The organism is Subtercola vilae (genome assembly GCF_004923255.1).
Lineage (GTDB): Bacteria > Actinomycetota > Actinomycetes > Actinomycetales > Microbacteriaceae > Subtercola > Subtercola vilae.
The window spans coordinates 1-24509 of record NZ_QYRT01000002.1; the positions used below are offsets into that span (position 1 = coordinate 1).

The following is a 24509-nucleotide window of genomic DNA, read 5'->3' on the forward strand; positions in this document are numbered from 1 at the left end:
CGAAGTTGACCATCAGGGTGCCGCCGTTGAAGCCTTTCGACTTCGTGAGTGCGACGTTTGCGACGACTCCTGTTCCCAGGAGTACCAGCAGAGCTGTGCCTACCAGCTCCGAAACGAAATCAAGACCCAAACCATTCATGTCGACCCCTTTGTACGTGCCGCATCTGTTCGAATGCGGCGATGCCCGTCACTCTACTGGCGCTGGGCTTTTTTGGCGTAGATTGAGTGAACTGGATCGCCGATAGCGAAGGAATTTCAATGAAGAAACTCATCAATGATCCGAAGAACGTGGTGGCCGAAGCGGTCGCCGGAATCGCGGCGGCTCACCCCGACCTCGTCACGGTGTCGTACGACCCCATTTTCATCGTGAGAAAAGACGCCCCCACCCCGGGCAAAGTCGGCATCGTGAGCGGTGGCGGCAGTGGGCACGAACCCCTGCACGGCGGATTCGTCGGCTCCGGGATGCTCGATGCCGCCGTTCCCGGCCCGGTGTTCACCTCGCCCACGCCCGACCCGATTCTCGCCGCCACGATCGCCGTCAACGGCGGAGCAGGCGTTCTGCACATCGTGAAGAACTACACCGGAGACGTGCTGAACTTCGAGACAGCCGCCGACCTGGCCGGTGCAGAAGACATCGACGTGCGTACCGTCATCGTCGACGACGACGTCGCCGTGAAGGACTCGCTCTACACCGCCGGCCGACGCGGTGTCGCCGGCACCGTTCTGGTCGAGAAGATCGCGGGCGCCGCTGCCGAACGCGGTGACGATCTCGACGCCGTCGCGGCCGTCGCCACCAAGGTCAACGCGCAGACGCGGTCGATGGGTGTCGCGCTGACCGCGCCTGTGGTGCCGCACGCCGGCGAGCCGAGCTTCGACCTGCCAGAAGACGAGATCGAGATCGGTATCGGCATCCACGGCGAGCCGGGTCGTGCACGCATCAAGCTCGAGCCGGCCGACGCCATTGTCGACCGCCTGCTCGCGCCGATTCTCGAAGACCTGCCCTTCGCCTCCGGAGACCAGGTGCTGCTGTTCGTGAATGGCATGGGCGGCACCCCGCAGGTGGAGCTGTACATTCTGTTCCGTCGCGCGGCCGAGGTACTGGCCGAGAAGGGCATCACGGTGTCGCGCACGCTCGTGGGCAACTTCGTCACCTCGCTCGAGATGCAGGGGGCATCCATCACCGTTCTGAAACTCGACGACGAACTCACCGAGCTGTGGGATGCCCCCGTGCAGACCGCCGCGCTTCGGTGGGGAAGGTAGTATACGCATGACACTGGGCATCACCTGGGTGACCGACTGGATCAGGCTGAGCGCGCGCGTGATCGCCGAGCACAGAGTGGAGCTGATCACCCTCGACCGGGAGATCGGCGACGGAGACCACGGAGAGAACCTCGACAGGGGGTTCAGCGCCGTGATCGTGAAGCTCGACGCGCTGCCGGCTGACGCTCTACCGGGTGATGCCCTCAAACTCGTCGCCACGACCCTCATCTCCACCGTGGGTGGGGCATCGGGGCCGCTGGTGGGCACGGCTTTTCTGAAGGCGGCGCAGGCCGCCGGCAAAGAAGCTGAGCTCGACGGCGCGGCCATCGTGGCGCTGCTGACGGCTGCGCGCGACGGCGTAGTGCTCCGCGGCAAGGCCGCTGTGGGCGACAAGACCATGATCGACGCGTGGAGCCCCGCCGTCGACGCTGCAACGGCAGCGGAGGCCGACGGCAAGAGTGAGCCCGAGATTCTGCTGGCCGCAGCCGATGCCGCCGAGAAGGGTGCCGAGTCGACCGAGCCACTCGTGGCCCACAAGGGCCGGGCGAGTTACCTCGGCGAGCGAGCCATCGGGCACCGCGACCCCGGGTCGCAGTCGTCGGCGCTGATGCTGCGTGCGGCATCCGACGCGGCGCAGCCCGGCTTCAGCCTGGTCGAAAGCCCCGGCGCCTAGCGTGGCGGCAGTCGACGGCAAGGTAGGCCTGGTGTTCGTCTCGCACAGCGAGAAGATCGCGGCGGGCCTCATCGAACTCGCGTCGCAGATGGCGCCGGCAACGGCGATGGCTGCGGCCGGCGGCACCGACGAGGGCGGAATCGGCACCAGCTTCGAGAAGGTGACGAAGGCCATCGCCGAGGTCGACTCCGGCGTCGGGGTCGTGGTGCTCTGCGACCTCGGCTCGGCCATTCTGACCGCCGAGACAGCGCTCGACTTTCTCGACGACGAGGTGCGCGAGCGTGTGCGCATCGTCGACGCGCCGCTGGTCGAGGGCGCGGTGGCAGCGTCGGTGACCGCCGAGACGGGTGGCGCGCTCGATGAGGTCGTTGCGGCGGCTGAGAGTGCACGCGGTTCGTTCGGTGAGGCTCCGGATGCCCTGATGGGCGCCCCGGGTGACACCAACGGTGCGGCGGGCGGCAGTGTCGACGCCGCCAGAGGTGCCTCTGGTTCGCTCGTACGAACGGTGAGCATCGTCAACAAAGACGGACTGCACGCTCGCCCGGCGGCAGAGTTCGTGAAACTCGCGAACACCTTCGCCGCGAAGGTAACCATCAACGGCAAAGACTCGAAGAGCCTGCTGGGCATCATGTCGCTCGGGCTCGTGCGCGGGGCGACCGCCACGCTCAGCACCGCCGATCAATCGGGTACCGACGCGCTCGATGCGCTGGCCGGGCTCATCGAGTCGGGCTTCGGTGAGGCCTGAGCCGCGCTGCACGCTGAGTTGAACACGAAACCCGCGAAGACCAGCCCGGTGAGGCCCGTGTTCGCGGGTTTCGTATTTTGTGGCTCTACTTGGCGGTCGCCTTGCGGTTCTCGGCCGACACCATCCACGCGTACTGCTCGAGCCGCTGGATGATGGCGTGCAGAATGTCTGCACTGGTCGGGTCGGCCTCGTCGACGGCGTCGTGAACGTCGCGCATGGTTCCGACGACAGACTCGATGCGAACCGTCACCAGGTCGACGGTCTCGGCGGTGTCGATCTCGCCGTTGGGGTACTCGGGCAACGTCGTCGTGGCCGCGACTGTGTCGGAACGGCCATCCGGAACCGCATGCAACGCACGCATACGCTCAGCGACGGTGTCACTCAATTCACGAGCTGCATCGATGATCTCGTCGAGCTGCAGGTGAAGGTCTCGAAAGTTCTTGCCGACGACATTCCAGTGCGCCTGCTTGCCCTGAACGTGCAGTTCGATGAGGTCGACCAGTACCTGCTGCAGCGCGTCGGTGAGCTCTTTGGGCGCTTTGAAGCCGCGCTCGGCGTTCTGTCGGCGCGTGCTCTTCGGTCCGCCGTCGGCGGGAACGTGAACGTCGCGTTCGATGGTTGTCGTAGACATGGTGTGCCTTTCTGGTGTGAATCGTGGGGATGGCCCGACCGGATGACCGGGCAGGTGGTGGTGGCGGCTGGCGGTCTAGATCGTGGCGACCGAGCCGGAGTCGACGCGGTAGTTCGAACCGTTCACGAAGCTGGCGGCCTCTGAGCAGAGGAACGCGATGACGTTCGCCACTTCCTCGGGCTCGCCGCGCCGCTTGAGTTCCATGTACGGGCGTTCTTCGTCGAGAAAGCTTTCGATGGCCTCGTCGACGTCGGTGCCCTGCTGGTCGGCCCGTTTCTCCATCATCGCGTCGGTCATGGGCGTGTGGATGAAGGCCGGGCTCACGCAGTTCACGAGCAGCCCCTCGAGGGCGTAGCTGCGGGAGAGGCCCTTCGCCAGGGCGAGGATGCCGGCCTTCGCCGCGCAGTAGGGCAGCTCGTCGTCATAGGGCTGCACGGCGTCTTCAGAGGCGACGAACACAAGCCGGCCCCAGCCGCCCTTTCGCAGACTCGGCAGAAACGCCGAGACGAGTCGCACGGGGCCCATCAGGTCGACCTCGATCGTCGAGGTCCAGCCCTTGTCGTCGATCTCATGAAAGAGGCCTTGGGCTCCCGTGATGCCAGCCGACTGAACCAGAATGTCGATGTCGCCGACAGCCCCGGTCACTTTGTCGTGCAGGGCGGCGATCGATGCCACGTCGGTAATGTCGGCGGCGAAGGCGTGCAGCGCGCCGTCGGGCGCGTTCAGTTCGCTAGCGGCCGTGTCGAGGCTCTGCTGGTCTTTGTCAGTGATGACGACGGTTGCGCCCTCAGCGAGAAGGAGACGTGCCGTGTGCCAGCCGATACCCGAATCGGCGCCGGAGATGAGTGCTGTTTTTCCTTGTATACCGAGATCCATGACCTTCACGTTACGCTCGCAGTGTCAACCCGTCACGTCGGCCTGCGGGCGGTTGACACCGGGTGTGGTTCGATGGTTCGATGGGCGATTTCGTTTCAGAACCTCGGGTCTTTCGCGAGCAGAAGGCTATCCTCGGCGAGAGCCTCGTGTGGCGCGCGGCGGGCGGTGAAGCGGGTACCCCCGACCTCGAGGGTGACCTTCTCTGGTGCGACATCACATCGGGAATCCTTCACATCAGCCCCTACGGCGGTGCCGTCAGTGGGGCGGATGATCGGCACATCGAGCTGCCCGCACCGCTCGCTTCGTTTCACCTGGCGAGTATCGACGGCGAGCCCGGCTTCGTCGTCTCGCTCGGCGACAGGGTGGTGCTGGTCAGTGAGGCGGGGGTGATCGTGCGGGAGCTGGCGGGCATCCGGCATGCCCACACGGGATTGCGGCTCAACGAGGGCAAGGTCGACCCGGCGGGCCGATGGGTGACCGGGTCGATGAACCTCACCACCGGCGAGCCCGACGGAGCGTTCTACTCGGTGACGTCGAGTGGTGAACAACGTGTGCTGTGCGGCGGGGTGGGCGTGGGCAATGGGCTGGAGTGGTCGGCCGACGGGTCGCTCATCTACTTCACCGACACGAGTGTCGAGACGGTGTACGTGGCCCCCTACTCGGCGACCGGCGAACTGGGTGAGGTGAGCGTGTTTCTGAACGATGGGCCGCACGATGGGCTCACCCGCGACGCGGCTGGCGACTTCTGGGCCGCGCTGTACGGCAAAGGCGTGGTGGTGAAGTACCGGGCGAATGGTGACGAGGTGTTGCGGCGGGAACTGCCGGCGCCGAACCTGACGTCGGTGGCCTTCGGGGGGCCGGGGCGTTCGACCCTGTTCGTGACGAGCGCGCGAGAGAATCTGACCGAGCAGCAGTTGCGGGAGCATCCGCTCTCGGGCTCGGTGTTCGCGCTCGACACCGACAGCCGGGGCGTGCCGGCGCGGAGCTTCACATCGAACGCATGAGCTCTTCGATGGTGATGGCCGCGTTGATGAGGGCGAGGTGGCTGAGGCCCTGTGGAATGTTGCCGAGGAACGACAGGTCGCTGGCGTCGATCATCTCCGAGTAGAGGCCGACGTCGTTCGACAGGCCGATGAGCTCGTCCATGAGGGCGATCGACTCATCATGGCGGCCGACGCAGACGAGCGCTGAGGCGAGCCAGAAGGCGCAGGCGACGAAGGTGCCCTCTTCTGCCTCGGCACCGGAGTAGCGGTAGACCAGCGGGCCACGACCGAGTTCAGACCGGATGGCGTCGATGGTCTGTGACATGCGTTCGCCGCGGTCGAAGCCGCTCACGGTGTGCAGCAGCACGCTGGCGTCGAGTTCGTCGGTGCCGGGGTAGGCGACGTAGCTGTGGCGCTCGTCAGACCAGCAGTTCTCCCGAACCCACTCGGCGATCAGCCCGCGCTCGGCACGCCAGCGCGCGGGGTCGCCCGGAATCTGGCCGAGTTCGGCGAGCTGCACGGCACAGTCGAGAGCCTGCCAGCAGCTCATCTTCGAGGAGGTGTAGTGCCGGATGTCTTCGAGCTCCCAGAGCCCGGAGTCGGGGCTTCGCCATGCATCGCAGGTGCGGTCGGCGATGCCGGCGAGCATGCGGCCCGTCTCGCTGTCGAGCACGTTGCCGGCCTGAACATAAAGCCGCAGTACGTCGAAGAGGTCGCCGAAGACGCCGAGCTGAAGCTGACCGCTCGCCGGGTTGCCCGTGACCACGGGCCCGGCGTTACGCCAGCCGGGCGAGTCGTGCTTGGTGACGCCCTCTGGCAGCTGGCCGTCGAGCGTGTAGAACACGTGCAGGTCGGGGCCGTTGGCCCGAATGGTCTTCAGCAGCCACGCCACGGCGGCGTGCGTCTCTTCGCGCAGGCCGAACCGGATGAGCGCGTGCAGTGTGTAGGCCGCGTCGCGCACCCAGGCGAAGCGATAGTCCCAGTTCTTGCCGCCACGCGAGCTCTCGGGCAGTGACGTGGTGGCTGCGGCGGCGATCGACCCTGTGGGGCTGTAGATGAGCAACTTCAGGGCCAGGGCGCTGCGCTGAACGGCATCCGGCCACGGCCCGTCGTAGGTGAACTCGCGCGACCAGAACTGCCAGTTCGAGACGGTGCGTTCGATTCCGCTGTCGGTGAGTTCGGGAACGGGGATGTGCAGGGGCTCGTTGGCCGTGCCGACGACGGCGAGCAGGTGGCGCGATGTCGGTGCCGTGGTGAAGCGACCCGCCAGAGCGCGGTCGCCGCCGCCACGCGGGCCGTGGTCGATGCCGCGTACGGCGATGGTAGTGGAGTCGACACGGATGACGGGGCCGTGGGTGGTCTTCTGGATCCACGGCGAGGCCGTCGAGAGACAGGTGCCGGGGGCGACCCGCCAGCGGAAACGAACGGTGCCGCTCACGCCGTCGACCCGGCGAGCGAGCTCGGCCCAGGGCAGGCGGCCCGCGAAGCCGGTCACGAGCGCGTCGGTGAGAACGGCGACCCCGCTGTCGGTGGTGAACGTGGTCTCGAGCACGTTGGTGCCCTCGATGTAGCGGCGGGTGGCGGTGAACGGTTGGGTGGGCGTCAGTTCGATGGAGCCGCCGTCGGCTTCGTCGAGCAGGCGCGCGAACACGGGGGTGCCGCCGAGGTTCGGCACGGGAAACCAGTCGATGCTGCCGTCGAGGGCGATGAGCGCCACGGTGCGGCCGTCGCCGATGGCACCGTACGAGCGGAGGTCGGTGTAACCGTTCACGCGGATGGGGTCAGTGCCGGCGGGCGGCTGGGCGGGCTGGGTACTTTCGCTGGGCTGGGCGCTCGGGGTGGCCCTGTTGGCCTGGGCAGTGCCGCGCCGGGTGGCAGTGCTCGTCGGGGCGGTTTTCTTCGGGGTGGTCGCTCTGGTCACCCTTTACGGTACGACGGAAAACCGGCTCGTGCTGAGCCTTGCGCGGTGCGGCTCGGGGGTGCTTGGGCGCGGCTAGCGCGACGGAGCGGGCTCGCCGAGCAGGTTGTTGCGAAGGTAACCGGCGTAGCCGCCGGGAGTGCGGCCCTGCTGCCGGCCGGAGGTGAGTACCTCGGCGTCGGCCGAGGCGACGATGCGAGCGCCGAGTGAACGCAGCCGGGCGACGAGGTCGACGTCTTCGTGTTCGGCGAGCGAGTCGAACGCGCCGGCCGCGACATAGACGCTCGCGCGCACGCCGAGGTTGGCGCCGTGTACGTGGCCGTTAGCGGTGCCGGGGGTGTGGGTCTCCCGCCAGCGGGCGACCTGAGCGTCGGTGAGGTCGGCGAAGTCGGGGCGCACGGTTCCGATGATCACGTCGGCCCCGGCGGCGGCCAGGGCGAGCTGCGAGGTGATCCAGTTCGAGGGTACGGCCGAGTCGGCGTCGGTGTTGGCTATCCAGGCGGTGTGAAGCAGATGAGGCCGCAGTGACCTGAGCGCGTGGGCGACGCCGACGGCGCGGGAGACACCGACGTTGGAGCGATCGAGTTCGAGAACGTCGACTCCGGGAAAGGTGCGGGCGATGCGGGCGGTGTCGTCGACGCTGTTGTCGACCACGAGGGTGATGCTGATGTGGGGGCAGGGAGCGCCGAGTTCGGCGAAGCTCGCTTCTGTGCTGCTGCGGGCGAGGCCAAGGGCTGTGAGGCACTGGGCGATGAGCAGCTCTTCATTGCGAGCGGGAACGACAATGGCGAATGACCTCACAGGCGCAAACGGGCTGGGGGAAGCTGGCAGACGGGATGTGGCGAACGGCCGGGGGTGGGCATCCGGAACCCTGGCGCTCATGCCAAGCCCGTTTCGGCTGCCACAGACCGCGGGTTCGGCGAGTAGACGTCGAGCACGAAATCGGCTTCGATGTGGTGCGCGAGGCGGGTGCAGGAGGCCCGGGCGGCTTGGGCGGCGATGACGGTGTGCACGTGGTCTCCGGTCTGCAGGTAGTCGGTGACAGGGTGGCGCCAGTGGCAGGCGACAAAGGTGGCGTCGGGGGTGAGGGCGGCGAAGATGTCTGCGGCGACCGCGGCGAGGGTGGGGGCGTCGAAGTAGTAGCCGACCTCTGAGAGCACGATGAGGTCGAAGCGTCCGGCTGGGAATGCGGTGGCGGCGTCACCGAGCTCGACGGTGACGTGGGGTTCGCCGGCGAGCCGTTCGCGTGCCCGCTCGACGGCGGCTTCGGCGATGTCGATGGCCAGCAGCGCGTCGGTGCGGGCAGCGAGGTCGTGGGTGAGAACGCCGATGCTGCAGCCGATCTCGAGAGCGTTCGCATACCGTTCGCGCGGCAGGGCGGCCAGGGTCACGGCGCGCTTGCGCCGTTCGTACCAGCGGGTGGTGAACCCCCACGGATCGGCCCGGCGGGCGTAGGTGTCGTCGAAGTAGGTGCCGGGGAGGGCTGTGCGAGTGGGCGGGTGGGCCACGCCGGGCTCCTGTTCTGGATGTTCGGAACGCACGAAGATCTCGTCACCGCGGTCGAAGTGCCGCAGAAACTCGGCCAGAAGTTGCTCTTCGTCGCCGTCGGCGGGCGAGAGCCGCTCGACCTGGCTGCGGTGCTCACGGATCGCGTTCTGCTTCGCCGCACGAACGCTGTCGCCGAGGGGGAGCGCGACGAGACCGGTCCACGGGGTGTCGGGGTGACCGGGGTTCGCCCAGTGCCACAGCCAGATCGGGTACTCGACGAGTGTGAGGCCGCGCTCGCGGGCGAGCTCTGCCGCCAGCTCGCCGAGAAGCCGGTGGTCACGGTGGCCGTCGCCGCGCCACGGAGCCGCGAGCAGGGTAGGGCCGGTGGGTGTAGCGAGGGCCGGGTGCGCGGCGAGCGCGGCGCGGATGGCGGGCAGCTGGCGGTCGAGGGAGCCATCGGCGAAGTCGAGGAGTGCGACCTCGGCGGCGGGGGAGAGCAGGGCGACGGCGGCACGCACCTCGGCGGCGCGGAGACGGGCGAGGGCCTCGGGCGAGACGGTGGGCGAGCGCGGGTGCGACGCCGAGCCGTCGGTGACAATGACCACGGTGCTGGGGATGCCGCGGGCGAAGGCCTCGGCGAGCAGGCCGCCGGCACCGAGCGTCTCGTCGTCGGGGTGGGCGGCGAGAACGATGAGGTGCGCGAATCCGTCGAGGGTGAACGCCGGGAGTGTGTGCAGTCGGGCATCCGCCACCCAGTCGGCGACCGAAGTACCGGGCAGGCGTGCGTCGAAGCTCACCATGGCGGAGTGCCCAGCGCCGCGACCGTGGAGCCGAGCGAAGCGTCGTCTTTCTCGGCGTGGTGCTGGCGCAGGTAGAGGGTCAGGTCGGCGACACGTTTGGCGTGAGCGGCGTCGAGGGCGAGCGGGGCCGGGCCGAGGGCGTGCCCCACGCGCAGCAGAATCTCTTCCGATGCCCGTGCGACCGTTGCCCGCACTCGCTTGGCGAGCAGGCGGCCCTCTGGCCCGGTCGCGCGGCCGTCGTCGATGCGTTCGGCCGCCTCGAGCAGGGCGCGGCGCGAGTCTTCGAGCAGGGCATCCACTCTGCCGAGGTGCATGAGGGCGAACGGGCTGATGCCGGGGGATGCCGGGGAGGAGGAGGAAGCGCGGGATACGGGGGAGACCGACGAGTCGGGGGAGACCGATTCGAAGAGGGTACGGGCAAGCCCTACGGCGCCTCCGAACCAGCACGCTGCGACGGCGATGGCGCCCCAGGAGAAGCCGGGCCGCTCGAGGTACCAGCCGGGGGCGCCGATCGGCAGGGCATCGACGCGGTCGAAGTGCACGGGGCCGCTCTCGACCTCGGTGAGACCGCGGGCGTGCCAGGCGCCCCTTTCGACGGTGATGCCCGGATCGCGGAGCCGCACGCCGAAGAGGCGGCGCTCGCCGGGGCCGGTGGCCGAACCAGACCCGCCCGAACCAGACCCGCCCGAGCCGGCCTCAGGCGCGACAATTGCGGTGACAAGGGCCATGTCGAGCTGACCCGCGAGCGAACACCACTGCTTCGTGCCTGTGACCTGCCACGTGTCGTTGGAGCGCTCAACGACGAGTGGCTCGCCGCCCTCCGACGCGAAGACACCCCACGTTCCGCGCGCCCCCGGGTCGATTCCCGACTGGCGGAGGATGGCATGCGCGTCGAGGTGCGGTTCGGCGGCGCGAGCGACCGCGAGGTCGTGGCAGGCCAGGGTGCCGAGGGCCTCGAAGAGTTCACGGGTGCGGCCGTCTCCGGGCACGGCGCGCTGGAGGCTGAGCTCTTCGGCGAACGCCAGCGCCTCGGCCACGGTCGAGGGCAGCCGGAGGGCGGCGAGTGCGGGCCAGGGGCTGGGGAGGGCATCCGGAGCTGACGAGGGCGACAGCGACACGGGAACGAACGGTTCTGTCACACGATGCTCCAATCGTTCTTACTGCTGCTTCGCACACCGTCTCGTGCACACTGTTTCGCGCGCACTGGCACCAGCTGAGAGTGAGGGTTTTCGAGGCCTTCGTCAAGCCCCAGCTGCAGATCGGTGCGCCGGCGCCTCTGTCGGTCATGATGGTGCTCATGCCCACAGTCTTTCCTCGTTCCCTTCCGTACCCGCTCGGCGTGACCCTGCTCGACGGCGGTATTTCGTTCGCCGTCTACTCCGAGACCGCCGACTCCGTCGAGTTCTGCTCGTTCGCCGACGACGGCACCGAGACGAAGACGCGTCTGACAGAGCGCACCGGCCACGTCTTTCACGGCATCGTCGAGGGCGCGGGCATCGGCACCCGTTACGGAATCCGCGTCGACGGCCCGTGGAACCCCGAAGAGGGCCTCCGGCACAACGCCCACAAGCTGCTGCTCGACCCGCACGCCACCGCTATCGGGGGCGACTACACCTGGGGCCAGGCCGTGTTCGGCCACAACATGGATGCCCCCGACGAGCTCGACCCCACCGACTCAGCCGACTCCACCCCCCGCTCGGTGATCACCGACCCCGCGTTCGACTGGGGTGACGACAGAGCCCCGCGCACACAGCTCTCCGAGAGCATCATCTACGAAACGCACGTGAAGGGCTTCACCAAGCTGCACCCCGAGATTCCCGAAGACATTCGCGGCACCTACGCGGGTATGGCCCACCCTGCGGCCATCCGGTACTTCACTGAGCTCGGTGTCACCGCGGTCGAACTGATGCCCGTTCAGCAGTTCGTGCAAGACAGTCACCTCCTCGAAAAGGGCCTTCGCAACTACTGGGGCTACAACAGCATCGGCTTCTTCGCACCGCACGGCGAGTATGCGGCCGGTGGCGACGGCGGAGCCCAGGTCGCCGAGTTCAAAGAGATGGTGAAGGCGTTTCACGCGGCCGGCCTCGAGGTGATTCTCGATGTGGTCTACAACCACACCGCCGAGGGCAACCACATGGGCCCAACCCTGTCATTCAAGGGCATCGACAACGAGGCCTACTACCGCCTGGTTCAGGATGACCGGGGCGCCTACTTCGACACGACAGGTACCGGCAACAGCCTCAACGTCGGCCACCCCACCGCTCTCGGCCTCATCATGGATTCGCTTCGCTACTGGGTGACCGAGATGCACATCGACGGATTTCGCTTCGACCTCGCCACCACCCTCACCCGGCAGGGCGGCGATGCCGAGCTGCACAGCGCATTCCTCACATTGATTCAGCAAGACCCTGTGCTCGCGCCCGTCAAGATGATCGCCGAGCCGTGGGATACAGCCGGCTATCAGGTAGGCGGGTTTCCGGCCGACTGGGCCGAGTGGAACGGCAAGTTCCGCGATGATGTGCGCGATTTCTGGAACGACGCCGACGGCGTGCTCAGCACCCTCTCGCAGCGCGTTCTCGGCAGCCCCGACGTGTACGAGGGCGATCGCCGCTCGCCGCTGTCGAGCATCAACTTCGTCACCGCCCACGACGGCTTCACGCTGGCCGACCTCACGTCGTACAACGAGAAGCACAACGAGGCGAACGGCGAAGACAACAACGACGGCGAGAGCGACAACAAGTCGTCGAACCAGGGTGCCGAAGGCCCCACCGACGACGAAGAGGTGAACGAGCGGCGCGACCTGCAGCGACGCAACTTTCTCGCGACCGTTCTGCTCTCGGCCGGTGTTCCCATGCTGCTGGGCGGCGACGAGATCGCCCGCACCCAGGGTGGCAACAACAACGCCTACTGCCACGATGACGAGATCTCGTGGTTCGACTGGCAGAATGCCGACACTGAGCTGCTCGAGTTCACGAAGCAGCTGATCGCGCTGCGACAGCAGAATCTGGCGCTGCACCCGGCCTGGTTCAGGCAGGCGCCTGAGGTGGGTGGCCCCAACACGGTTCGCGTTCTGCGTTCCGACGCCGAAGGTTTCAGCGACGACGACTGGACGAATCCGGATGCCCGCACCATCACTTTCGTCTTCGAACACGAGGGTGCCGACGCTTTCGCACTGCTGCTCAACTCCGCCTCGAACGGAGTCGAGTTCACTGTTCCTGCCGCGCCGCTGAACGAATGGAGCCTCGCGCTCTCGAGCGATCCCGGCCAGACGGTGGAAGGTGAGGTCACCAGCCTCATCGTGCGCGATCGCTCGTTCACGCTTCTCCGTAGTCGCCGGTAGTGAATTTGTAACCCGATCGGGGGTGTGGTGCGCGTAGACTGCTCAGCCAACAGGCAGAGGTCGCCATTTCACTTCAGGAGTACATCCGCGTTCTTCAAGCCCACTGGGTGACCGTCGTTGCAATCACTCTGCTGGGGGCCGCGGCGGCGTTCGGGTGGACTTTCACCCAGACGCGCGTGTACACCGCCAACTCGAGTGGCATCGTGACGCTCATGTCTGACGGTTCGATCGGCGACACCGTCGCGTCTGATGCGCTGGCAAAATCGAAGGCCACCACCTACGTGGCGGTGGGGGAGTCGCGCGCTGTCGCCCAGCTTGTGATCACTGCCCTCGGTCTGACGGCGTCGCCCGAGACGGTGGCGGGCGAGATCACCGTGACGAACATCAAAGACACCCCCACCATCAACGTCACGGCCCGTGCGTCAAGCGGTATAGAGGCGAAGAAGCTCGCCGACGCCTGGATCGTGGGTCTGACCACCCAGATCGCCACCCTCGAGAACAAAGCCGTCACTCAGCAGGCCGGCAACACGGTCGTCGCGGCAGTAACGTTTCTCGAACCGGTGGAGTCGGCTGTGGCTCCGACCCAGCCGATCTTTCCGAACGTACGTCTATCGGTGATCATCGGCGCCCTGATCGGGCTCGTGCTGGCGATTGTCTATGCAATGGTGCGCAATGTTCTCGACCGACGCATTCGCACAGCGGCGACGATTCAGCAGCAGTTCAAACTCGCGGTCATCGGGGTGTTGCCCAAAGACGCAGCGCTCACCGACGAGAATCGGATCGTCTCGGAGACGGGTGGTATTCACGCGGGTTCCGTCACAGTGCAGAGCCGCCCTCTGGCTGAAGCTTTTCGCGAGCTGCGCACGAACATGCGGTTCATGCGCGTCGACAGCCCGCCTCGCATCATCGTGATCTCGAGCCCCTCGCCGAACGACGGCAAATCGACGGTGACGGCGAACCTGGCTGTTGCATTGTCGGCCGCCGGCCAGAAGGTGGTGGTTGTCGACGGAGATCTCCGAAAGCCCATGGTCGCTTCGACGTTCAACGTGGTCGGCGGCGTTGGCGTGACCGACCTTCTCATCGGCTCGGCCGAACTCGACGATGTGTTGCAACCGTGGGGTGAGAGAGGAAACCTGCGGGTGCTGGGGGCTGGATCGATTCCGCCGAACCCGAGCGAGCTGCTCGGGTCGCACGGAATGACCACGCTGCTTCGTGAACTGGCACTCGACGCCATTGTGCTCGTCGATGCCCCACCGCTCCTGCCCGTGACAGATGCCGCCATTCTGGCCGCGATCTCCGACGGCGCCATCATCGTGGTGTCGGCGGGTCGCACCACGACCGACGAACTCGAACGTGCTCTCGCCGGAATCAGCATGGGTGGTGGCCGCACACTCGGCGTCGTGCTCAACAGGGTTCCGACGAAGGGTGCGGGAGGCCGGGGTTACGGCTACTACCACGGCAGCTACTCAGAGGATGCGCCTGTAGTAGGCGCTCTCATTGCGAACGGCCGTCTGACGCCCACGATACCGGTCACGGCAGCCGAGAGCGCCGACAGCACGGCACGAGCCGAGAGCACTGAGCTGAAAGACCCTACCGCGGCACTGTGATCGTTGACGACGCCAGTGTGACGGCAGCGTTCGGCGTGAGCATCCGGCCCTCGATGCGGCTGGCCGAACCGACGGTGAGAGCAGCACCGATGAGCGCGGTACCAATGAACAGTGATCCTGCGCCGAGTGTGGTGGCAGCGCCGATCACCCAGAAGATGTTGGCGGCCCTGGCGCCGTTGACAAGCGACATGGTGCTCGCGGCAGCGGTGGTGATGGCGGCATCGCACTGCAGAATGAAGACGGCGTTCGACTGGCCACCGCCATCGAAGGTGAGGTTGCCCGTGAGGCCGAGGGCGGCCACCGAGTGCCAGACGCCGGGCGTGATGACGGCGGCGCCGAGCTGGCCGGGCAAGGCGTGTGTCGCCGTCATCGACTGTGCCGAAGCGAAGGCGGCATGGGCATCACGGGTGGCCTGGGAGTTCTGACTCTCAGTGCCGTACTGCGTCTGTGCCGCCGGAGAGAAGCCGGTAAGGGCGGCGCCAGGATCGAATCCGATCGCACCATCGAATGTCGAAGTGCCGTCGTCGGTGAGCGCCAATTGACCGATGAGGGCGTACGCTCGCGCGGTACCGAGATTCACCGTGTTGGTGATCGAGAACGGAATGGTGACCTCGTTGGTCGCCGCGGTGCTGCTGTCGGTGCTGCCGGTGCTGGTGCTGGTGCCGACATCGTTGCCGACAAGGGTAGCCGTTGAGAAACCGGAGGTCGGTGCCGCTGACATCACATTCCAGGTTCCGGTGAAGCCCGTGGAGTCGGCGTTTGCAGGGATGATCGCGGTGTAGGTCAGCACGTGGTGAGTGGGGCTGCTCGACACGGTCCAGTCCGGGTTCGTTCCATTCACGAGCTCGTCTGTGACGGTCGGGTAGCCGTTCGCGCCGTTCAGGCGGGTCACCCACACCGATGCGGGTCCCGTCGTGGGCGCACCGCCGACCTCGGCGAATGAGACGATCAGGGGTGCAGTGCCTCCGCCCGATGGCATGCCCTGAAGCTTCGGCGACGACGAAGCGAGCGACAGTTGGGAGACTCCACCGCTGGCGGCCGACGCCGGGGTCGCCACAGCGAGTGAGATGACGGGAACGCTCCAGGCGGCCCCGATCAGAACAGCTCGACGGGTGGGGTACATGTTCCGAAGTGTGCCACGCGAACGGGGTACACGGGCCGGTCGTGCCCGAAACGGAGGTAATACTGGGGAAGAACTGCGGTAACCCCCAGTTCGGGTGACTCGTTGGCTACTGCAGCGCCGAGGTGAGGCGGGCGAGGTTGTCGAGGATGGTTGAGCGCAGCGGCTGCTTCATCCACTGGGTCAGAGTGAGTTCACGACTGCGGGCACGGTAGCCGTCTTCGACTGCGCGCATCTCGTTCACAAACGTTGCGCCGCGAACCATGAGCGAGATTTCGAGGTCGAGGTTGAACGACCGAATATCCATGTTGCTCGACCCGATGACGGCAATGTCATCGTCGATCGTGAAATGTTTGGCGTGCAGAATGTAGGGCGACTCGTAGAGCCAGATGTGCACTCCCGCGCGCAGCAGTGCCTCGTAGTACGAACGCTGCGCGTGATAAACGCCTGCCTGGTCGCCGATCTCCGACACGAACAGTTCGACGTGGATTCCGCGCTCGGCGGCGGTGGTGATGGCGTAGAGCATCGAATCGTCGGGCACGAAGTACGGGCTCGTGATGATGACCTTCTTCTGCGCGTAGTACATCAATGCGAGAAAGAGCCGCAGGTTGTTCTCACCTTCGAAGCCGGGGCCACTCGGCACGAGTTGACAGTCGAGGGCATCCGGATTCGAATTGACGGCCTCTTCACGAATCGGCGACGTTTCGCGGTCGAGCAGTTCGTCTGTCTCGCTGTACCAGTCGGTGATGAAGATGGCGTTGATGCCGGTGACGATGGGCCCTTCGACTCGTGTCATGAGGTCTTGCCACTGCAGGCCGCGGCGAATGTTGCTCTTTTTGTTGTAACTGCGGTCGATGAGGTTCTGCGACCCCATGAAGCCCACCAGGCCGTCGATGACCAGCAGTTTGCGGTGGTTTCGCAAGTCGGGTCGCTGCCATTTGCCCTTCAACGGCTGCACGGGCAGCATGAACTGCCAGATCACACCGATGTCGGTCAGACGTTTGAAGGTGGCGCGGTGGGTCGACGTGCGAATCGACGCGATGTGGTCAAGAAGCACCCGCACGGTGACCCCGCGCTTCACCGCGGCCTCGAGTGCGGCGAAGAAGTCGCTCGTCACGGTATCGAGCGCGATGATGTAGAACTCGCAGTGCACGAACCGTTTTGCCATGCCGATCTCAGCCGTCATCGCCGCGATGGATGCCTCGTAGTCGCCGATCAGGCGGGCGCTGTTGCCGCCTACCAGTGGCATGGCGCCGAGCTGGCGGTTGAGGTGCACGACGGATTTGAGCCACGCTGGCCACGGGTGGTCGTTGCTCACCAGTTCGATACCGTCGGTGGTCTCGATGATGAAGCTGTTGATGGCGGCCTGCTTGTCGCGGCGCTTCTTGGGCAGCTTGTAGCTGCCGATCAGCAGAAAGACGAGCACGCCCACGTAGGGAATGAGAAAGATGGCCAACAGCCATGCCGTGGCGGCGGCGGGTCGACGGTTTCGTGGAACAACAATGATGGCCGCGACCCGCACACTCAGATCAACGAGCAGTGCAATCACAATGATGATGATGGTCACCTGATCACGTGTCATTCGGGTTCCCCTCGTCGAACGGCTGCACTCACCCTATTGGTATTGGGTAGAGGTGTTCGGCGTCACAGGCCATCGAGGTAGAACCACTTCTGGTTCTGTTTGACGAAACGGCTGTTTTCGCGCTGCGAACCGGCGCGGCCGTTCAAGCGGAAGCGGGCCTCGAACTCGACCGTGCCGGTGTGCTCCAGTAGGCCGCCGCCGGTTCGGCCAAGAATGTCGAGACGGTAGAAGCGCTGTGCCGGGTCGAGGCCCACGGTGGCTGGGCGGGTGCTCGGATGCCACGTGGCGAGCACGTACTCCTCGTCACCCACCACGAAGGCCGAGTACCGCGAGCGCATCAGCCGTTCGGCGGTGGGTGCGGTGCTGATGCCGCGATGAAACGGAGCGCAGCACGCGGCGAAGGGTGAGCCGCTGAGGCACGGGCACCGGGCGTCGTCGTCGATCACCGGCCAGGGCACGAGTGGGTCATCGGTCACATAAGCCATTATCAGGCAGGCGGAGGTAGTGTGAAGTGACCAGCGAAGGAGCTCACCATGCCCACAACCGCCCTGCTCGACCTCACCATCAAGCCCGAAGCCCTGGGCGGCGCACACGCCGCCATCTCGACGGTTCTCGAAGCCACTCGGGCGTTCGAGGGCAACCTCGGCGTTGATGTCGTCGTCGATGTGAACGACCCGGCCCACATTCTGCTCATCGAGCACTGGGCTTCGATCGAAGCAGATGAGGCGTACCGCGCCTGGCGGGAAACCGACGAGGGAAAAAGCGATCTCGGCAGCCTCCTCGCGGCCGCCCCCACCCTCACCATCTTCACCGACGCGCCAGGGGTCTGATCCCGACAGCACCGGCGCCCGTCGCCCCCGCGGTCTGACCTGGGCCGTCGCCGACGTCAGGCCGCGGAGCCGGTTCCCGTACCGGGGCGCAGGCGGATCAACCGTTGCGGGCCGTCGTCGGCGAGTTCGGCCATGTCGTCGTGCGACGCGAGAAAGTCGGTGAACGACCGAAAGCCGAGCGGCTTCTCGTTGAACGACGGATCCATGCGACGCATCTGGTTCTTGACCGTGCCGGTGTTCAGCCACTCATCGGCGTCTCCCTTCGCGTGCCCGATCTGCAGGGCGCGCATCAGCAGTTCGGTGGCGACGGTCTGCGGGTCGATGTCGTCAGCCGGTTCAGCATCGTCGAACTGAGAATCGTCGGTGTGCGAGAACATGGGAATGGTCGATACGCGGCGGCTCTTCGTCGGCGCCGCGGCGGCGGCAGCGTCACTGTCGTCGGCTGATCCGGCCACTCCAGCTGATCCCGCCGACGAAGAGGTCGTCGACGACTTCGCCGCAGACGAGCCGCGGCCCCTGCCTGAGTTCGTGGTCGATGTCGAGACGCTGGGGTCGATCTTCTCGATTCCGGGCAACGAGTCGTAGTCCTCGAACTCGTCGCACGCGGCGGCGAGCGACGTGCTGGTCGAGCCGGCAACGCCGATTCCCACCACGAATCGGCCGAGCCGCTTCGACTTCTGGGCGAGGGCGATGTAGTCGGAGTCACCCGCGACAATGATGATGTGGGTCAGGTCGGGCAGCCGAAACAGGTCTTCGACCACGTCGACGGCCAACCGGATGTCTGCGCCGTTCTTTGTACCCCGGGTTGTCGTGGTGAACAGCTGGGTGAGGTCGACCGCGCGAGACATCAGCTGGCGCTGGTAGCTCGCATTGACGGGTACCGACCAGTCGGCGTAGGCGCGGTTGACCACCATGGTGCCGAACGACGCAGCGAAGTCGATGATGGCGTCGAAGTTCACCGTGGCCGCCTTCAGCCGGGCGGCGATGTCGGGGTCAGCGTCGGCACCCGAGGTCACGAAGTCGCGGATACCGTCGCGTTGAAAGGCGTTGCGCCCGTGCAGCTGCTGGTACCGCGAGATGACGATGTTGTCGAAGTCGATGTACAGGCCCACGCGGGAATCGTTCGGTTCGGTCATGGTGTGCTCCTTAGCGGCCGACGGAAGACTCAGTTGCGATCCGGTGTCTTCAGTCTGCTGTGCCGGGCAGGTGAGGGCAACTTCGCGTATTAGTGTTCAGCTATGTCAGCCAAGAACGGCAAGCCGAAACGCCCGAAGGGCGAGAAGCCGAAGCGGCCCAAGGGTGTGAAGCCGAAGCGCGTCCGCTCGCTGTATTTCCCGGTGAGCCGCCACGCTGTGGGCCGCGCGGTCGATGAGGGCGTACTGATGTCGCGTACCGCTCTCACCATGGCCACCATGAACCACATCATCGTGGGCGCCTTGATGCACACCATCGACTACGACCCCGTGGAGATTGCCGCCTTCGTCAGAAACGAGCTGCGCCTGCTCTCTCTCGAACAGGCCACCATGGCCGAGCACATGAAGCGGCTGATGCTCGAGTTTCCTCCGCAGTTCACGAAGTCGCGCTCGGTGGCCGACTTTCAGTGGCTCACCCAGCGGCGCGTCACGTATTCGTCGCTTGCGACGGAACTCGCGCGTCTGCACGACGACACAGAGTTCGTCGCCGAGGCGGTTGACTCATCACAGAAGTGGGCCTGGTCTGAGCTGAGTCGCGCCATCGAAGTGCGCCTCCAGGCCGTGGCGGGGGTGGATGCCGCACCCGACTACTCCGCCGAGCGCGACCAGCGCATGCGGGCCCTCCGCGAGGTCGACCTCCCAGCGTTGGCGGCCCGCCAGAGTGGCACGTCGACCCCGCCGGGATGACTACGCGCTCACTACGCCTTGAGCGCGGTGGCGGCGGGTGGTGAGGTACAACCGATGCGCGGTGATGATGAGGGCGAGCCAGGCCGCCCCGAGCATCCAGCCGGCCAGAACATCGGTGAACCAGTGGTGCCCGAGGAAGACCCGACTGAGCCCTACAGTGAGTGCGAAGAAGACGGCCAGCGAGACGGTGAGTACGCGGGTGCGGGGGCTGTGTTGGCGCAGCAGAATCAAGTAGGCGATGATGCCGGCCACCACCACGGCATTCAGCGTGTGCCCGCTCGGAAACGAGGGGGAGTACTCGTAGGGCGGCACCGCGTCGGCAAGTGGCGGCCGCACCCGGCCGATGAGGTCTTTGCCGGCGATGGTCATCAGCAGCGAGCCGCTGCCGGCCGCCACGATGAGAATGACCGGGGTCCATGAGCGGCGGCTGATCGAGAGCAGCAGCAGCGCGGCGACCGCCACGATGGGCATGCCGATGGGGCCCGCGATGTCGGTGTACCCGGTTGCGAGGGTGTCGAACCAGGGTGAACGAAGGGTGAGGGCGAAGTTCAGCAGCGGCTGGTCGAGGCCGGCAACGCCCTCGGCGTCGGTCACACCGTCGTAGACCTGGGCGGCGGCCACGCTGAGTGCCAGGGCGATCAGCAGGCCGATCACGAGCGTCAGAATGAGTGAGCCATTCGGCCCCAGTCGAGTGGATGCCCGGTCGACGGTTCGCGCAACACCGCGCCCGACGGGCGTGTACCAGTGCGTCAGGTCGACCGAGCCGACATACCGGTCGCGGGTGAGTTCGCCAGAGACGCCGACGCGGTCGCCATCGGCCGTCTCTTCTGATTCAGCCGGGGTTCTTCTGTTCGTCACAGTGCGCCAGCCCCCGTCAGAACCGACGCGTCGAGCGGGCATCGACGCGGTTGTGCGCGGTGCTGCCACCTGCGGGGCGATCACGTGCGGTGATGATGCGGCCCACCAGTACAGCGAGCGGCAGTGATGCTGCGCTCCAGAGAGCGAGGGCAGCCACTCCGTCTCGAAGCAGGTCGTGCAGGGTGTCGATCACGGGGGTTCCTCTGTCTCTGGTGCTTGTGGTGCTGGTTCAGGTGCTGGTTGTTCGTGGTGCTGGGTGGGTGCTCACGCTCAGAGTGCTCGTTGTTCAGGTAACACTACGAGTGCAGCGGGGCCATGGCATCCGCCCCGCGAACGACGTGTTCGTACACACAAAGTCGTAGACGGGGCCCTCATGAGGCCCATGCGAGTACCCGTTCGAGCGGCCACGTCGTGATGATGCGCTCGGCCGCGATGCCCGCCCGCGCCGCCCGCTCAATTCCGTAGTCGAGCAGGGCGAGCTGACCCGGAGCGTGCGCGTCGGAGTCGATGCTGAACAGGCAGCCAGCCTCGAGCGCCAGTGCGATGAGCTCATCGGGCGGGTCTTGCCGTTCGGGCCTGGCGTTGATCTCGACGGCCACGTCGTTCTCGGCGCAGGCGGCGAACACCCGCTGGGCGTCGAACTCCGAGGGCGGGCGGGTGCCGCGGCTACCCTCGACGAGACGGCCGGTGCAGTGGCCGAGAATGTTGGTGTGCGGGTCGGCGATGGCCCCGAGCATCCGGTCGGTCATGGTGCGTGAGTCGACCCGCAGGTGCGAATGGATGCTCGCCACCACCACGTCGAGCCGTTCGAGCAGCTCAGGCGTCTGGTCGAGCGACCCGTCGTCGAGAATGTCGACTTCGATGCCGGTGAGCAGTCGGAGGGGTTCGGAGGCATACGCGGAGTCGGCAGAAGTGAGGTCGGTCGAAGTAGAGCCGCCGCCCGCGTTGATGCTCTCGACCACCGCCAGCTGCTCTGTCAGCCGCTCGGCCGTCAGCCCGTGCGCCACGGTGAGGTGGGGGGAGTGGTCGGTGAGGGCGAGGTAGTGCCGACCGAGCATCCGGCCGGCCTCGACCATCAGATCAATGGAGGTGGTTCCGTCAGACCAGTCGCTGTGCGAGTGCAGGTCTCCGCGAATCTGGGCGTGCAATGCCCGCCCCTCTTCGCTCAGAATCTCGACCGCGTCAGCGCGCAGTTTCTCGAGCCGGTGGGGCACATCGCCGCCGAGCGCCTGGCTCACCACCTCGAAGGTGCTCGCCCCGATGCCCTTGGTGTTCTTCAGCCGCCCGTCAGCAGCGCGCTCGGCGAGTTCGTCGGGTGCCAGCGCCGCCACGATGGCGGATGCCCGGCGGAACGCCTGCACCTTGAACTGGGGCGCCCGTTCGAACTCGAGCCGGAACGCGATCTCGTTCAGTGCTTCAACCGGATTCATAGTTCTATCTTGGATGGCAGACGCTTCACAGAAGAAGGGGGTGCGCCCGGCAGTTTTGTCTGCGTGGCGCACCCCCGGCGTTCAACTGTGATGGATCTGAGCTGGTGGTGGTACTTCGGTTACTCGTCGAGCTGTGCGTCGAGCGTGATCTCGACACCGGTCAGTGCTTTGCTGACGGGGCAGCCCGTCTTGGCCTCGTTGGCCGCGGCGAGAAACGCGTCAGCGTCGATACCGGTCACTTCGCCGCGCACCGTGAGGTGAATGGCAGTGAGACGGAATCCGCCGGCCGGGTCGGCGCCGAGCGACACGTCGGCCTTGACGTCGAGCGCTTCAACGGTGCCGCCGGCTGCTCCCAGTACGGCCGAGAACTGCATGGCGTAGCAGGCCGAGTGGGCTGCGGCGAGCAGCTCTTCGGGGCTGGTGAAGCCGTTGGCGTCATCAGCGGCGCGCTTCGGGAACGACACGTCGTAGGTGCCGATCTTCGAGCTTGACAGCTCGACCTGGCCGGCGCCGGTCTCGAGGCTGCCATTCCAAGCGGTGCGTGCGGTGCGTGTGGGCATTGTTACTTCCTTTGGGTTGGGGTGGAGCTGTTACGGAGCGGAACGAAGAGAAGTAGAGCGTGCGGGCGTCGAGCGCGGCGGCGTCGAACGCACGTGATCGGTGAGGCTCGCCAGTTGCTGGGTGAGCGCCTGCAGTTCGGGCAGTTGCAGACCTGTCGAGGCGCAGATGGCGGCTGGAATGCCCGCCGCCTCGGCCCGCAGATCACTGCCGCTCGGCGTCAGCGAGACCATGACAACACGTTCGTCGGCGGTGCCGCGTTCGCGAGCAATGAGACCACTCTTCTCGAGGCGGCGCAGCAGTGGCGACAGGGTGCCGGAGTCGAGGGCGAGGCGTTCACCGAGCTGCGAGACACTCAGTGCGCCCTCGTGCCAGAGCACCACGAAAACGAGGTACTGAGGATACGTGAGCCCCAGAGGGTCGAGCAGTTCGCGATACCGTGACGTGATCGAACGAGAGGCGCTGTAGAGGGCGAAACAGATCTGTTCGTCGAGCGACAGGGTGGGGGTTTCGCTCGGGATCATGATGAAACTCTAACACATTGTGCACAATTAGGTTGCACGCAACTCAACGAGTGACGTCGTTTTTCTAGGCCGCCGGATGCCCGAGGTTCTCGGCTCGTTCATCGAAGTCGATACGGGCTGCACTGACCTCGGCGTGTGGCGTCGGCACCGCGGCCCGCGGTCCGAGGGCCCGTGCTCGCCTGTGCAGCTCGGCCACGAGTGCGGCATCGTTGAGGTCGATGTTCTCGGGGTACTCGTCTGCCGGGGTGCAGTAGAGCTGGCTCGCCGGGCCGAGAACAAGGTTCGATTCGGCCCGCCGGCCGTGCCAGAGCACAGGAATCGTCACAACGTCAGCCTGACCTGCTCGGGTGAGAGCCGCGGCATAGTGGAATACCGCCTCGCACACGGTGAAACTCACAACCAGGGTTCCGTCGACGTAGTGAAGGTGCCTCATGAGAAATATCTTCTCAGGGCGACCACGACGAACAAACGGGTTGACCTCACGCCCTCGGGGGTGCAATACCCGCGGTTCGACCGGCGTACGCTGAGTGCATTGTGAGACCCGACATCGAAGGCGTTTTTGCAGAGTTCGACGAGTCGCTGCGTGTTCCGGCAGAGGAGCGCCGTCGGCTCACCGAGGTGCGCGACTCTGTCGCCGCCGAGCTCGGCTCGGTTGCGTCGATCACCCGTCTTGTCGACGTGGGCTCGTTTCAGCACGGCACCGAAGTTCGTGGCTACAGCCGCTTCGACAGCCTGGTCGTGTTCTCGGCAAAACCGACGTCGCTGGCCCGCGCCGTAGAACTGGTGACCGAGTCGCTGCCAGAGGGCCTGCTGGCCGCGCGCCAGAGCCCGGCGGGCGACTCGGTTCTCATCGACCAGCCCGATTCGCCTGGGTTGCGGCTGATTCCGGCGTTCGAGCAGCGGAGGGCGGCGCCGCTGTCTCTGGCCGACTCCGCTGGCGAGATCGTGCTGCTGCCCGATGCGGCCCGGCGTTGGGTGGCTGTTCGGCCCGGGGCCAGGCAGCGGCTGATTGACCGGCTCGATGAGGGCAGCCTGCGGGCGAGCATCCGGCTGCTGCTGGCCTGGAAGTACCGCACAGGCCTCGGCGTCTCGTCGTACTACCTCGAAACCGCCGCCGTTCGCCAGACGCTTGACCAGCCCTCGTTCAGCCCGCTCTGGGACATCTGCTGGCTGTTCGAGCGGTTGGCTCTGGATGACCTCGCCGCGCTGCCCGACCTCTCGAGCCCCGACCAGGCGGGCCGTGTGCGGGCCGCGCCCACCCTCGCCCGGCGCATCGAGGCGCAGTATCTCGTCGACCGTGGCGCGAACGCTGCTCGCGCTGCCGTGAACGCGTACATCGACGAGAACTTCGATGCGGTCGGCGCCCACCTGCGCTCTGTCTTCGGTGCCACCTTCACCGGGTAGGC

Annotated in this window: 25 protein-coding genes and 1 pseudogene; 9 read left to right on the forward strand and 17 right to left on the reverse strand. The window is 66.3% G+C overall.

Annotation, left to right across the window (positions count from 1 at the left end; translation table 11 throughout):
• Positions 1 to 139 (reverse strand): annotated as a pseudogene (locus D4765_RS19550) (aquaporin family protein); the annotation flags it as partial.
• Positions 140 to 258: 119 nt separating this feature from the next.
• Between D4765_RS19550 and dhaK the strand changes: the two are divergent.
• From dhaK to dhaM, 3 genes are read left to right on the forward strand one after another with little or no spacing between them, the layout of a single operon-like run.
• A complete protein-coding gene (gene dhaK / locus D4765_RS00960) occupies positions 259 to 1260 on the forward strand; it encodes a dihydroxyacetone kinase subunit DhaK (protein ID WP_136640359.1) in 1002 nt (333 codons plus the stop codon).
• A 7-nt stretch (positions 1261 to 1267) separates the two neighbouring features.
• A complete protein-coding gene (gene dhaL / locus D4765_RS00965) occupies positions 1268 to 1933 on the forward strand; it encodes a dihydroxyacetone kinase subunit DhaL (protein WP_136640360.1) in 666 nt (221 codons plus the stop codon).
• Position 1934: 1 nt separating this feature from the next.
• Positions 1935 to 2678: a dihydroxyacetone kinase phosphoryl donor subunit DhaM gene (gene dhaM, locus D4765_RS00970; RefSeq protein ID WP_237280198.1), complete on the forward strand. Its 744-nt coding sequence runs from the start codon at positions 1935 to 1937 to the stop codon at positions 2676 to 2678.
• Positions 2679 to 2763: 85 nt separating this feature from the next.
• Here the strand turns inward: dhaM and D4765_RS00975 are convergent, their stop codons facing one another.
• Together D4765_RS00975 and D4765_RS00980 are read right to left on the reverse strand one after the other, a co-directional pair.
• Positions 2764 to 3309 (reverse strand): Dps family protein, encoded by a 546-nt coding sequence (locus D4765_RS00975; RefSeq protein WP_136640361.1) that lies wholly within the window; start codon positions 3307 to 3309, stop codon positions 2764 to 2766.
• A gap of 75 nt (positions 3310 to 3384) precedes the next feature.
• A complete protein-coding gene (locus tag D4765_RS00980; protein ID WP_136640362.1) occupies positions 3385 to 4185 on the reverse strand; it encodes an SDR family NAD(P)-dependent oxidoreductase in 801 nt (266 codons plus the stop codon).
• An 80-nt stretch (positions 4186 to 4265) separates the two neighbouring features.
• Here D4765_RS00980 and D4765_RS00985 point away from each other — a divergent pair, with 80 nt between their 5' ends.
• A complete protein-coding gene (locus D4765_RS00985) occupies positions 4266 to 5189 on the forward strand; it encodes an SMP-30/gluconolactonase/LRE family protein (protein ID WP_136640363.1) in 924 nt (307 codons plus the stop codon).
• On the opposite strand, the gene D4765_RS00990 is transcribed toward D4765_RS00985, so the two are convergent.
• The 4 genes from D4765_RS00990 to D4765_RS01005 all read right to left on the reverse strand — a co-directional run bounded on the left by D4765_RS00990 (position 5173) and on the right by D4765_RS01005 (position 10513).
• Entirely contained in the window at positions 5173 to 6939 is a 1767-nt protein-coding gene (locus D4765_RS00990) for a glycoside hydrolase family 15 protein (protein WP_237280207.1), read from the reverse strand. The genes D4765_RS00985 and D4765_RS00990 overlap by 17 nt on opposite strands.
• 222 nt (positions 6940 to 7161) lie before the next feature.
• Positions 7162 to 7968 carry a glycosyltransferase family 2 protein gene (locus D4765_RS00995; RefSeq protein WP_136640364.1) on the reverse strand — a complete coding sequence of 269 codons (807 nt, stop codon included), beginning with the start codon at positions 7966 to 7968 and terminating at the stop codon, positions 7162 to 7164.
• On the reverse strand, positions 7965 to 9374 hold the full coding sequence (locus tag D4765_RS01000; protein WP_136640365.1) for a PIG-L family deacetylase: 1410 nt from the start codon (positions 9372 to 9374) through the stop codon (positions 7965 to 7967). The genes D4765_RS00995 and D4765_RS01000 overlap by 4 nt, the downstream gene beginning before the upstream one ends.
• A complete protein-coding gene (locus tag D4765_RS01005) occupies positions 9368 to 10513 on the reverse strand; it encodes an acyl-CoA dehydrogenase (RefSeq protein ID WP_136640366.1) in 1146 nt (381 codons plus the stop codon). The genes D4765_RS01000 and D4765_RS01005 overlap by 7 nt, the downstream gene beginning before the upstream one ends.
• A 158-nt stretch (positions 10514 to 10671) precedes the next feature.
• Between D4765_RS01005 and glgX the strand changes: the two genes are divergently transcribed.
• Positions 10672 to 12714 carry a glycogen debranching protein GlgX gene (gene glgX, locus D4765_RS01010; RefSeq protein ID WP_136640520.1) on the forward strand — a complete coding sequence of 681 codons (2043 nt, stop codon included), beginning with the start codon at positions 10672 to 10674 and terminating at the stop codon, positions 12712 to 12714.
• Positions 12715 to 12779: 65 nt separating this feature from the next.
• Entirely contained in the window at positions 12780 to 14321 is a 1542-nt protein-coding gene (locus D4765_RS01015) for a tyrosine-protein kinase domain-containing protein (protein ID WP_272898601.1), read from the forward strand.
• On the opposite strand, the gene D4765_RS01020 is transcribed toward D4765_RS01015, so the two are convergent.
• The 3 genes from D4765_RS01020 to D4765_RS01030 all read right to left on the reverse strand — a co-directional run bounded on the left by D4765_RS01020 (position 14305) and on the right by D4765_RS01030 (position 17499).
• Entirely contained in the window at positions 14305 to 15444 is a 1140-nt protein-coding gene (locus D4765_RS01020; protein ID WP_136640368.1) for an ice-binding family protein, read from the reverse strand. The genes D4765_RS01015 and D4765_RS01020 overlap by 17 nt on opposite strands.
• Positions 15445 to 15550: 106 nt before the next feature.
• A complete protein-coding gene (gene cls / locus D4765_RS01025; protein ID WP_136640369.1) occupies positions 15551 to 17023 on the reverse strand; it encodes a cardiolipin synthase in 1473 nt (490 codons plus the stop codon).
• Positions 17024 to 17085: 62 nt separating this feature from the next.
• Positions 17086 to 17499, reverse strand: a complete 414-nt coding sequence (locus tag D4765_RS01030) for a YchJ family protein (RefSeq protein WP_420824519.1) — start codon at positions 17497 to 17499, stop codon at positions 17086 to 17088.
• 57 nt (positions 17500 to 17556) lie between these two features.
• Here D4765_RS01030 and D4765_RS01035 point away from each other — a divergent pair, with 57 nt between their 5' ends.
• Positions 17557 to 17853: a putative quinol monooxygenase gene (locus D4765_RS01035; RefSeq protein ID WP_136640371.1), complete on the forward strand. Its 297-nt coding sequence runs from the start codon at positions 17557 to 17559 to the stop codon at positions 17851 to 17853.
• A gap of 56 nt (positions 17854 to 17909) precedes the next feature.
• Here D4765_RS01035 and D4765_RS01040 read toward each other — a convergent pair whose 3' ends face one another.
• Positions 17910 to 18989 carry an NYN domain-containing protein gene (locus D4765_RS01040; RefSeq protein ID WP_136640372.1) on the reverse strand — a complete coding sequence of 360 codons (1080 nt, stop codon included), beginning with the start codon at positions 18987 to 18989 and terminating at the stop codon, positions 17910 to 17912.
• A gap of 102 nt (positions 18990 to 19091) precedes the next feature.
• Between D4765_RS01040 and D4765_RS01045 the strand changes: the two genes are divergently transcribed.
• A complete protein-coding gene (locus D4765_RS01045) occupies positions 19092 to 19733 on the forward strand; it encodes a hypothetical protein (RefSeq protein WP_136640373.1) in 642 nt (213 codons plus the stop codon).
• On the opposite strand, the gene D4765_RS01050 is transcribed toward D4765_RS01045, so the two are convergent.
• The 6 genes from D4765_RS01050 to D4765_RS01070 form a co-directional block, all read right to left on the reverse strand.
• Positions 19734 to 20591 (reverse strand): phosphatase PAP2 family protein, encoded by an 858-nt coding sequence (locus D4765_RS01050; RefSeq protein WP_237280200.1) that lies wholly within the window; start codon positions 20589 to 20591, stop codon positions 19734 to 19736.
• 16 nt (positions 20592 to 20607) lie between these two features.
• Positions 20608 to 20784: a hypothetical protein gene (locus D4765_RS19055; protein ID WP_161580304.1), complete on the reverse strand. Its 177-nt coding sequence runs from the start codon at positions 20782 to 20784 to the stop codon at positions 20608 to 20610.
• Positions 20785 to 20962: 178 nt separating this feature from the next.
• On the reverse strand, positions 20963 to 22021 hold the full coding sequence (locus tag D4765_RS01055; RefSeq protein WP_136640375.1) for a PHP domain-containing protein: 1059 nt from the start codon (positions 22019 to 22021) through the stop codon (positions 20963 to 20965).
• A 119-nt stretch (positions 22022 to 22140) separates the two neighbouring features.
• Positions 22141 to 22581 (reverse strand): OsmC family peroxiredoxin, encoded by a 441-nt coding sequence (locus D4765_RS01060; RefSeq protein WP_136640376.1) that lies wholly within the window; start codon positions 22579 to 22581, stop codon positions 22141 to 22143.
• Between the two features lie 30 nt (positions 22582 to 22611).
• Complete coding sequence (locus tag D4765_RS01065) at positions 22612 to 23103, reverse strand: MarR family winged helix-turn-helix transcriptional regulator (RefSeq protein ID WP_136640377.1); 492 nt, start codon at positions 23101 to 23103, stop codon at positions 22612 to 22614.
• A 64-nt stretch (positions 23104 to 23167) separates the two neighbouring features.
• Positions 23168 to 23536, reverse strand: a complete 369-nt coding sequence (locus D4765_RS01070) for a hypothetical protein (protein WP_136640378.1) — start codon at positions 23534 to 23536, stop codon at positions 23168 to 23170.
• A 101-nt stretch (positions 23537 to 23637) separates the two neighbouring features.
• Here D4765_RS01070 and D4765_RS01075 point away from each other — a divergent pair, with 101 nt between their 5' ends.
• Positions 23638 to 24507 carry a hypothetical protein gene (locus D4765_RS01075; RefSeq protein ID WP_136640379.1) on the forward strand — a complete coding sequence of 290 codons (870 nt, stop codon included), beginning with the start codon at positions 23638 to 23640 and terminating at the stop codon, positions 24505 to 24507.
• Positions 24508 to 24509 lie beyond the last annotated feature (2 nt).

What these genes read in the sequence shown, in the direction of transcription:
- D4765_RS01070 (WP_136640378.1), bottom strand. Translation starts at nt 23,536, where the DNA reads ATGAGGCACCTTCACTACGTCGACGGAACCCTGGTTGTGAGTTTCACC.
- glgX (WP_136640520.1), top strand. Translation starts at nt 10,672, where the DNA reads ATGCCCACAGTCTTTCCTCGTTCCCTTCCGTACCCGCTCGGCGTGACC.
- D4765_RS01020 (WP_136640368.1), bottom strand. Translation starts at nt 15,444, where the DNA reads ATGTACCCCACCCGTCGAGCTGTTCTGATCGGGGCCGCCTGGAGCGTT.
- D4765_RS00980 (WP_136640362.1), bottom strand. Translation starts at nt 4,185, where the DNA reads ATGGATCTCGGTATACAAGGAAAAACAGCACTCATCTCCGGCGCCGAT.
- D4765_RS01065 (WP_136640377.1), bottom strand. Translation starts at nt 23,103, where the DNA reads ATGATCCCGAGCGAAACCCCCACCCTGTCGCTCGACGAACAGATCTGT.
- dhaL (WP_136640360.1), top strand. Translation starts at nt 1,268, where the DNA reads ATGACACTGGGCATCACCTGGGTGACCGACTGGATCAGGCTGAGCGCG.
- dhaK (WP_136640359.1), top strand. Translation starts at nt 259, where the DNA reads ATGAAGAAACTCATCAATGATCCGAAGAACGTGGTGGCCGAAGCGGTC.
- D4765_RS01000 (WP_136640365.1), bottom strand. Translation starts at nt 9,374, where the DNA reads ATGGTGAGCTTCGACGCACGCCTGCCCGGTACTTCGGTCGCCGACTGG.
- D4765_RS01035 (WP_136640371.1), top strand. Translation starts at nt 17,557, where the DNA reads ATGCCCACAACCGCCCTGCTCGACCTCACCATCAAGCCCGAAGCCCTG.
- D4765_RS00985 (WP_136640363.1), top strand. Translation starts at nt 4,266, where the DNA reads ATGGGCGATTTCGTTTCAGAACCTCGGGTCTTTCGCGAGCAGAAGGCT.
- D4765_RS01040 (WP_136640372.1), bottom strand. Translation starts at nt 18,989, where the DNA reads ATGACCGAACCGAACGATTCCCGCGTGGGCCTGTACATCGACTTCGAC.
- D4765_RS01055 (WP_136640375.1), bottom strand. Translation starts at nt 22,021, where the DNA reads ATGAATCCGGTTGAAGCACTGAACGAGATCGCGTTCCGGCTCGAGTTC.
- D4765_RS01045 (WP_136640373.1), top strand. Translation starts at nt 19,092, where the DNA reads ATGTCAGCCAAGAACGGCAAGCCGAAACGCCCGAAGGGCGAGAAGCCG.
- cls (WP_136640369.1), bottom strand. Translation starts at nt 17,023, where the DNA reads ATGACACGTGATCAGGTGACCATCATCATCATTGTGATTGCACTGCTC.
- D4765_RS00975 (WP_136640361.1), bottom strand. Translation starts at nt 3,309, where the DNA reads ATGTCTACGACAACCATCGAACGCGACGTTCACGTTCCCGCCGACGGC.
- D4765_RS01060 (WP_136640376.1), bottom strand. Translation starts at nt 22,581, where the DNA reads ATGCCCACACGCACCGCACGCACCGCTTGGAATGGCAGCCTCGAGACC.
- D4765_RS00995 (WP_136640364.1), bottom strand. Translation starts at nt 7,968, where the DNA reads ATGAGCGCCAGGGTTCCGGATGCCCACCCCCGGCCGTTCGCCACATCC.